Annotated in this window: 8 protein-coding genes; 3 read left to right on the top strand and 5 right to left on the bottom strand. The window is 45.3% G+C overall.

What is annotated here, in order from left to right; genetic code table 11:
- Nucleotides 1–53: 53 nt before the first annotated feature.
- From Q5691_RS05825 to Q5691_RS05815, 3 genes are all read right to left on the bottom strand, one after another.
- Nucleotides 54–416, bottom strand: coding sequence for an MTH938/NDUFAF3 family protein (locus Q5691_RS05825; protein WP_333344140.1), 363 nt, complete (start codon nt 414–416; stop codon nt 54–56).
- A gap of 478 nt (nt 417–894) precedes the next feature.
- On the bottom strand, nt 895–1,218 hold the full coding sequence (locus tag Q5691_RS05820) for a hypothetical protein (protein ID WP_333212535.1): 324 nt from the start codon (nt 1,216–1,218) through the stop codon (nt 895–897).
- Nucleotides 1,219–1,521: 303 nt separating this feature from the next.
- On the bottom strand, nt 1,522–2,457 hold the full coding sequence (locus tag Q5691_RS05815) for a class I SAM-dependent methyltransferase (RefSeq protein WP_333212537.1): 936 nt from the start codon (nt 2,455–2,457) through the stop codon (nt 1,522–1,524).
- A gap of 331 nt (nt 2,458–2,788) precedes the next feature.
- Here Q5691_RS05815 and Q5691_RS05810 point away from each other — a divergent pair, with 331 nt between their 5' ends.
- On the top strand, nt 2,789–3,691 hold the full coding sequence (locus tag Q5691_RS05810; RefSeq protein WP_333212539.1) for a hypothetical protein: 903 nt from the start codon (nt 2,789–2,791) through the stop codon (nt 3,689–3,691).
- 207 nt (nt 3,692–3,898) lie between these two features.
- The gene (locus tag Q5691_RS05805) at nt 3,899–4,843 is read left to right on the top strand and encodes a glutathione S-transferase family protein (protein ID WP_333212619.1); all 945 of its coding nucleotides are present in this window, start codon (nt 3,899–3,901) and stop codon (nt 4,841–4,843) included.
- Nucleotides 4,844–4,865: 22 nt separating this feature from the next.
- Here Q5691_RS05805 and Q5691_RS05800 read toward each other — a convergent pair whose 3' ends face one another.
- Entirely contained in the window at nt 4,866–5,516 is a 651-nt protein-coding gene (locus Q5691_RS05800) for a Uma2 family endonuclease (protein WP_333344139.1), read from the bottom strand.
- A 236-nt stretch (nt 5,517–5,752) separates the two neighbouring features.
- Entirely contained in the window at nt 5,753–6,679 is a 927-nt protein-coding gene (gene thyD / locus Q5691_RS05795; RefSeq protein ID WP_333344138.1) for a thylakoid membrane protein ThyD, read from the bottom strand.
- 493 nt (nt 6,680–7,172) lie between these two features.
- On the opposite strand from thyD, the gene Q5691_RS05790 reads away from it, so the two are divergent.
- Complete coding sequence (locus Q5691_RS05790) at nt 7,173–8,804, top strand: DUF3352 domain-containing protein (protein WP_333308705.1); 1,632 nt, start codon at nt 7,173–7,175, stop codon at nt 8,802–8,804.
- Nucleotides 8,805–9,055: the final 251 nt, after the last annotated feature.

The following is a 9,055-nucleotide window of genomic DNA, read 5'->3' as shown; positions in this document are numbered from 1 at the left end:
AAATGCTTCAACAATTGTTATCTGGGACATTTTGACCTGAACCCTCAGTGAGATTAATCTGTTATTCTATCAGGCCTTACACTAGAATGAAATAGCCCTGCAGCCAATTTGGTAGACCCAATATAATACTCAATACCTCTTTGATGCAGCAGTTCTTCTGTTTCGGGACAGGTATGTAGCATGAGTTCCATACCACGTGTCAAAACCATAAATTCTATACCTTGCTCTAAAATTTCTTCGATATCAGCAGGTTGAATACCTGGTTGGTGACGAGTACCTGTGAGTCTCCAATCCCATTCCTTAGCACCTCCCCACCATATTTTACAATCTTTGAATTGACAAGTTTGGCCGTCAGTGGTTACTTTAATACGTCCCCAAGAGATATGAGTAATCAGGCTTTGATGACAAGTGCTCATAATATTGTGTATTTATAAAAAAGATAAACAAAAGACCTTTAACTAATGTAGATAGGAGCACCCAACCGCTAAACTGAGATGCCCCATTAACTTTAGTTTAACGGGAATTATCTCTATTCAGTAAATCAAGGCTCGTTTACAAACATCAAGTCCTTGAGTTAAGCATTCCTCTCGCCACTTTCGAGATATGGGTGCACACATTTCTACCAACAGATGTTTTGTCCATTCATAGTTCTGGTGTGACTTACGCTCAGAAACCCGGTTTCTACCCTATGTCGATAGACCGAAAATAAATTTCATGGTCAAGGTCAATCTACACTAAAAATAGTGTGTTTCGTTAGCTTTCTAATCATATTGTTTCCGGTTGCATCAGTATTGTTCAAATATCCCAACAGTCAGTTTTCAGGAAATCCTAATTTTACTCAACATTCAACAATCATATCATTCGTGCAACCGGAATCACTATCACCAAGATAGGTTATTCGATGAAAATCCCAGCAACTTTGTCTCCATTCATAGTCATGTGTGCCACAAATTCATCTCCACCATCTTCAAAACTCAGCTTCCACAAATAAATCGGAAAATTACCTTGTTTTATTTCACCAAAATAATTAATTGAGTATCCCTTTTGCAGGCGGGAAGCAAGCTGCTCGCTAACATCGTCAAACATTTTTTGTGTAATGCTCGCTTTGTAGCCTGCATCACCGACTGTAGTAAAAAGCTCGTAATTTTTCGATGCTGTCGCATCCAAGATAACCTGCAAACAATCGATGACGTTTGGAGATGGGTCGGTCGGGTTCATGCTCATGTCCTTCTTTTAGGGTTCTATCAAAATGTCTAACAAATGGCGCTGTGAATAGCTTCTACGGCTGTCTAATATCAAATCCGGTAGCATCGCCATTATTTATCGGTAGGGGGTGCGATCGCCGAAATGTTTAAATCCACAGATTAGACTATTTACACTCACGCACCGCCCCAAGCATTGAATAATATCGATGCAACTTTACTATTTATAGCAGTTTTCAACCCGATGAAATAAATACAGCTTTAGACACGGCAGTGCCGTGTCCTACCCGATATCTGTACTTCACTATACTGAAAACCGCTATATTGCCTCAGCAACAATAGTGCGGTGTCGGACTGTATTACAAGTGATTGTCGGCTGGGCAAAACCGGAATCTACCAAAGCTTGCTCAATATCCAACCCAAAATACTGATCCAAATAAGGCTCCGTACTCTTGAGCAAAGTCAAAATATAAGGAGGCATTTTGGCATACACTTCCGACTGAGGATTCATATCCATAATTGTCAAATGTCCGCCAACACGTAGCAAACGCCTCGCTTCCCGAAAAATTTCTCTCGTAGCTTTCTGTGGCAATTCGTGACAAACTAAACACATAGAAACTAAATCAAAAGCAGCCGCAGGCAAACCAGTAGATTCAGCAGCAGCGTGCACCCAAGTGGGAGATTTTTGATTTAAAGATTCAGATTCTCGCTGTTGGGAACGGTATTTAGCAACGGCTAAGAAATAAGGCGATAACTCCACCCCAGTCATCTTCGCTTGCGGGTAAACCTCCCCAAGGGCAAAGGTACTCATTCCCACACTACATCCTAAATCAACAATATCTCGCGGCGAAGAAGCAATCTGAGATTTGATGACTTCGTGATAGCTGGCGCGGAGTTTTGCATCGCCTTCTGCACCTGCTTCCGGCCAAATAGTGGCGTGAACTGTACGGGCGGCAACTTCAACTTCTGTAGCAGCTTCCCAACTCATATTACCTTTTTCATAAGCGTGGAATGATGTTAGATAATATTTCGGGTAAACAAGATCGGGATTTTGAACGCTGAGCAATTCTGCATCCCAATTCCGGGACAAAAGTGCTTGGGATTCTTGTCGCCAATGCACTCCGATTTTTTCTCCTCTTTTTATCATCATTTCCCGTGCTTGGTGCTTGGCTAGATTAGCCAAAGGCTTGATGGAAAGGACGCCATTTACTAAGCGCGAGGCTAATCCCGGAGTTTTGTTAACTGCAACCGTCATGTTTTATGTTTTTCTATTTTGCGCCACTTATTTTAACACGCTTAGGCGATTTTGAGTCGGTTAATATAATGAAAGTTAACTTTATGCTGGCGAGTGAAATGCAAATGTTTGGTGAAAAAGACTTTTTTTAATGAACCGCAGAGGGCGCTGAGAACGCAGAGTTAGAGAAGAGAGGAAAGATCAGAGTAGGGCAAAAGTGGATCGGGTGGTATAATATTTATTTGTGCTTACCTACTTCCTTCTGGGGAATTCATCTGGAATCTGGAATCGGATTGGCCGAAGTTGGAGTATTTGGAAGAACACTTTAAATCGGGCTATTCAGGAGTTTTTGATGAGCAAATCTATTGTGGAATTGGTTGACAATTTGCCGTCTGGTGGCGTCACTGTGATGATGCTCAAATCCCTCGATTTTGTGGTTCCGGGGGAGTGGAATAATCTAACGGGTTTTGAGAATACTATTCAAGCGGTGACTGGGGAAACCAAGCGCAAATTAGTTGAAAAAATTCGCGATCGCGCGATCGAGCTTTACGCTAACCCCAATGAGCCATATCAAGGCGTAGTCAGGCTTTACCAGTTAGCAGACAGCGCCGACAGTGCGTTAGGTGCAACGGCTATGGCCAGTAAAATTGGCGAAAACATCGGCTTTCTTTCCTTTCTCAACCGCCTCACTCCCAAAGCTGACACAACTCAAACGATCGACTTGTGTGTCAAAGTGGCGATCGAGCTAATAGCCTACTGCAAACTTAACAATATTTCCCTTAACAATGTGGGAAGCTTTGGTAATTATTTATCTCATTACAAAGGCGAATCTCTGATGCGGATGGCTGCTTTAGTGTGTGTTGACGGTTTAATTCCCCTTGGCCCGGACTTCATTCGAGTAGCACAAAATACCATAGGCGGATTGAATCCTTCAACCTTGCAGCAAAACTCAACATTCCAAAATATCAGCAACCTAATTCCCGGCGCAAATAATTCACAAAAGTTCGGATTTGTGACAACTACTTTCGCTTCAGCGCAAGGTTGGATGAACAATTTAGTACAGTCTCGCGGCTTAACTCCCGCCATAGTTTTGGGCCATCTCAAGCAATACGTTGATGTTACTGATGACAAATTGGATTATGTGGCGGCGTTTTTAGACATGACTACCAATTATTACGAACATACGGGAATTCAGACGGTTGCTCGCCGATTGATCGATCGAGCTTATGCTGAAATAGCCTCTGGCAGATCCTAGAAAATTCGTTCTCAGGTGAGGGAACAGAGGGAGGCAGAGCCAAAGCATCTGCGTTCCCAGGCAGAGCCTGGGAACGAGGGAATAAACCTCGCAATGTGAGTTAAAATAAGCAGATTATGTTAGCAAACCTCTTTTAATCGCATTGTGAAAAACAAATCGCTTCCTTCATCCGTAACAGTCAAGCTCGGCAAATTTGTCTGGACATCAATGTGGCAATTAATGATGTCAAAACTAGCGCCGCCCGATCGCACGGGAGCATACATTCGCCCCAGCAGCAGTTTCCGCAACTTTGTCAGCACTGCACCAGACAACCCTCACCAACCCGCTGCGGGACGGTATCGCCTCTTCGTGGGTACGGGATGCCCTTGGGCGCACCGCACTCTGGTGACGAGGGCGCTCAAAGGGCTGGAAGATGCGATATCGGTGTCTATTGTGTATCCCTCGGAAGGGGGAATGTGGGTGATGGAGTCGGAGACTTTTGGCTGCAATACGATGCCGGAACTTTACCAGTTGGCTTTACCGGGCTATCAGGGGCGGTGTACGGTGCCGGTGCTGTGGGATGACTCGACAAAGGCGATCGTCAATAACGAGAGTTCGGAAATTATTGTGATGCTAAACTCGGAGTTTAACGAGTTTGCTAGCAATCCTCAAATGGATCTTTATCCTCTGGATTTGCGAGAACAAATTGACGAGTGGAATGAGAAGATTTACCAATCGGTGAATAACGGCGTTTATCGCTGCGGTTTCGCGCAATCTCAAGCTGCTTATGATTCGGCTTGCAGTGAATTGTTTGCTGTTTTAGACGAGATCGATCGATCGCTCTTGAGGAGTCGTTATCTTTGTGGCGATCGGGTGACATTAGCAGACGTGCGGCTTTTTACTACTCTATTCCGTTTTGATGCCGTTTACTACAGCTTGTTCAAATGCAATGTGCGCCGCATTCAAGATTACGAGCATTTGGGAGCTTATCTGCGCGATTTGTACCAGTTACCGGGAGTTGCTGGCACTTGCGATTTGGAGGCTGTCAAACGCGATTATTACGGCAATTTGTTCCCGCTGAATCCCGGCTGCATTATCCCCGCTGGGCCCGATCCGGCGAGTTTGCTCAAAGCTCACGATCGAGAAAAAGTCGCAAAGAAAGCCAGTTTTTGAACGAGTTGGCGCGGACTCGCTCTTATTCTTGAATTTCACTTTTTGTCTGGTTTACTTCTTCGTCTTCAACTTCAAAATTAATTCGTTCGTAAATCTCTCTCAGCGACATTTGAAATTCTACGGATTCTAGGGTTAATAGAGATTCCTCTGAATCATATTCTGTTAATACCCATTTGCCATTAGAACTTTTAGCAAATTGTTCAATGTGATAGCTGTATTGGTCAATTAAAATGTATTCTCGAAATTCCGGGATTGATCGATAGGCGAGAAATTTACCACCTCGATCGTAGTCTTTGGTTGAATTGGATAAAACCTCGACGATTACCAGAGGATTTGTAACAATTGTTTTGTTGTTTTCGTGATAAATAGGTTCTCCTTGAATGACGATGATATCGGGATAGACGTAGCGGCGAGTTTGGGGTATCCACAGGCGCACATCATTGATAAATGTCTCGTAATCTTGACCATTCACAGTCAAGGGGAATTTGCGAGAAAAATTCAGTGCAAGTTTGTTGTGGTTGGTTGTTCCGCCTGTCATTGGTACGATTTCCCCATCATGGTATTCACTTTTGTCGATCGCACTTTCTTCTAATGCGAGATATTCCTCTGGCGTGTAGTAGCCTTTTTCTGTTTGTGGTTGCTTTTCGGTTGCTGGTTTTTCTTGGGTTTGCATTGTCGTTCCCTTCTGTTCTCAAGTGATTTTATGATAACAGCGATCGCATGGGACTCAGAGACAGGCTTTCTTACCACAATCGGGCGTGAAGATGCCAACATTCTCGCAGAAACCCGGTTTCTTGGATTAGGCCCGCAGGACCCTCAGAAACCGGGTTTATTAACAAAATCCGGCGTGAGGATGCCACAATTATCGAAGAAATCCGGTTTCTTGGACAACGATGATTCGGCTACTTCCTAGCTTCCAGACAAAATCTCTTCGAGTGCTAATCTCAGCGTCGGATATTGATATTGAAAACCGCTAGCTAAAGTTTGTTTTGGCAACACTTTCTGCCCTTCCAAAACAAGTTTTGCCCCGTCTCCCAAAAGCATTTCTAAAGCAAAACCTGGCACCGGCAACCAAGAAGGTCGCTTTAAAACTTCTCCTAAAGTTTGACACAATTCATTCATCCGCACCGGATTTGGTGCTGTCGCATTCAAAACGCCTTCAACTTGCGAATTTTGCAAAGCGTACAAAATTAAATCAACCACATCCTCGCGATGAATCCAAGAAAACCACTGTTTTCCTGTCCCAATCGGGCCGCCTGCAAATAGTTTAAAAGGTGGCAGCATTTTTGCCAAGGCGCCTCCCATTCCCAAAACTATCCCCAGCCGCAAAATTGCTAACCGCGTTCCCGCATTTTTTGCAGGTTGGGCTGCTGCTTCCCAGTCTTTGCAAACTGCTGCTAAAAAATCGTTTCCCGCGAGGCTCGTTTCGTCAAACTCAGCGGTTTCGCTGGTTCCGTAATAGCCGATCGCCGATGCGCTAACAAACACTGATGGTCTAGGATTAGCATTGACGATCGCCTCGACCAATTTTGCCGTCGTCAGTCTGCGACTGTCCAGAATTGCCTGCTGGCGCGCCTCCGTCCACCTTTCCTCCGCAATCGGAACCCCAGCTAAATTGACAACAGCGTCGCAGCCCGCGATCGACTTTTGCCAATCACCAGACTCCGCTGGAGTGTAGGCGACAACTTCCAAATTCGGATAAGCTGAAGCCGGAAAAACTCGGCTAGCCTTCGCCGCATCCCTGCTCAAAACCACCACTTGATGTCCCGCAGCTTGCAGCTTCTCCGCCAGCCGGCTACCTACAAATCCTGTTGCTCCCGCGATCGCTACTTTCATCGGAAAATTGGGTTTGAAACCCCGTCCTTTTAGGACGGCTTTACATTAATTTGAATCCCCTTCCGGGGTGGAGGGGTATGGGTGCCCCTCCGTCGGGATATGGTTGTCCCGTTCTCCTTTCGGAGTAAAGTTAGCTTCGCCAATGTTTTAAGAGCTTGTTAGGCTGAAAGCACTATCTCAGTGACCTTAAGATTGTTTAACTCTCAGCGACAGAGCAGGGGACTAGCTACGCATCCGCCTGGTGTCGTGACTCAAAAAACGTAGTCCGCGAAGGACTTAGGCTGGTCAGGATGGCTTTCTAGATTTCTCTTTCAAGCCTTATGCCTTTAGGCTAAGGTTCCTGACCTTTTACCAATAATGCACAGTTCTAGCAGTTTAGACGATCGTCCAAACTTGTCTTTGATTATACAAAACTAGAGAGCAGGCCCGATCGCCTCCCCACAAGCCAAGTGTATTTTCATTAAACTGATAAAGGACGCGAGGAACACAAACCATGCCTGCAAAAAAATCAAAGCTTCTAATTGCTGCCTCCATCGCCGCAGCAGGTAGCGCTGCGGTCTACTTTTACTTCCAGGGTTTGAGCCAACAAGTATCCAACCCTCAAGACAGCGCCAAAGTTGTACCCGACGAAGCAATGATGGCCGCGTTTATCTCCCCCAATCCCCAAGCGCTGTCACAATTGCAGCGATTTGGCACGCCAGGGGCTCAAAAGTTGGTCGGTCAGGGTTTGAAGACCTTTCAAGAACAAAGCTTGGCAGGCACTCAAATCGACTTTGACAGGGACTTAAAACCTTGGTTAGGGGGGGTCATGGTCGCTTTGCTGCCCCCTGATGCTGTGACGAATACAGAGCCTCCAAAACTGCTGGTAGTAGTGAGCGTCAAAAATAAAATTAGCGCTTGGAATTTTGCTAATAAATTAAAATCTCAGCCCGGTGCAACTACTCAAGAAACCGAGTATAAAGGAGTTAAAATTTTTGAAATTGCAGAGCCAACTGGCAAGCGCTACAGTTTGGCTTTGCTGAACGACCAATTAGTGATGGCTCCTTTGAAAAAGCCTGTGGAATTGGCGATCGATACTTTTAAAGGAGAACCCTCCCTGGCTACGCAGCAGAGTACAACTAAGTTTTTTTCTGAGAGTGCTGGTGTCAAGAATCCGATCGCAACTGTTTATATTGCTGACTATCCGGCGGCAATTGAGCAATTGAAAGCTAATTTTTCCGCCGATATCCAGTTGCCTTGGACAGTGTTTTCGCAGTTCAAACAAGTGAAGTCTTTGGTTGCGGGAATTGGGGCGGATAGTGAGGGATTGAGGGTAAAAACTATTGCTCAGTTAGACCCTAAATTCGTGCAGCAAAATCCACAATTTGCATCGAAATTGTTGCCCAGATTTCCCGTCGAAACCATTGCGTTAGTCGGTGGCAAGGGAATCGATCAAATTTGGTCGCAAGCAACCGCTGAGGCACAAGATAGCCCGGAAGTTGACAGGGGAGTTCAGCAGGTGAGGAATAGTTTTAAGCGGTTGGATTTGGATGCGGATCGAGAGGTTTTTGGTTGGATGAATGGGGAATTTGCGATTGGGGCGATCGGTTCTAATCAAGGCATTTTATCTCAGTTGGGCATGGGGGCGGCGATGATTTTTGAAACTAGCGATCGCCCTGCAGCCGAAGCAACCCTGAAAAAACTCGATGCGATCGCCAAAAGCAATCCTACAGTCAGTGTCGCCCCCAGACAAGTTCAAGGCAAAGAGGTTACGGAGTGGCAAATACCCCAGCAAGGCACTTTATTCGGGCACGGTTGGCTGAATGAAAATTCTGTGTTTGTAGCTTTCGGCGGGCCTTTAGTTGATGTGATTACTTCGACGCCACCCCAGCCGTTAAGCAGCAGTCCAAGTTTTCAGGCGATCGCTACTTCTTTACCGCGGGCAAACCAAGGTTACTTTTACATAGATATGGAAAAAACCATGTCTTGGGCTAACCAATATTTGCTTGCTGTACAGCCAAATTTAATTTCACCGCCTGCTGCTGAATTGCTCAATTCTCTCCGAGGAGTTAGCGTAGCCACAGCTTCTACACAACCGACAACTGCTGAGTTGGAGATGCTTTTTGCCTTCAAATCTAACCGGTAATTTTTCCTTCTATCCTTCTATCCCTTAATATCCTTTCCGGTTGCATCGGAATAATCAAATCGAGTCAACAGTTAACACTCAACCATTCAGTTTTTCGACCGGCCCGTCAACAGTCAACAGTCAACAGTCAACTATTCCGGAGGAGTGCAACCGGAATTGATATAAATCCCTTACACGACTTCATGGCCGGAGTTTTTTCTGACAAAAAAAAGATGCTGCCCTCAATGGAGGGCAGCTACTCAAATAAAGCA

Source organism: Microcoleus sp. w1-18aA5 (genome assembly GCF_036701705.1).
Taxonomy (GTDB): Bacteria; Cyanobacteriota; Cyanobacteriia; order Cyanobacteriales; family Microcoleaceae; genus Microcoleus.
Note: the sequence above shows the minus strand (reverse complement) of the source record. Positions and strands in the feature narration are given on the sequence as shown.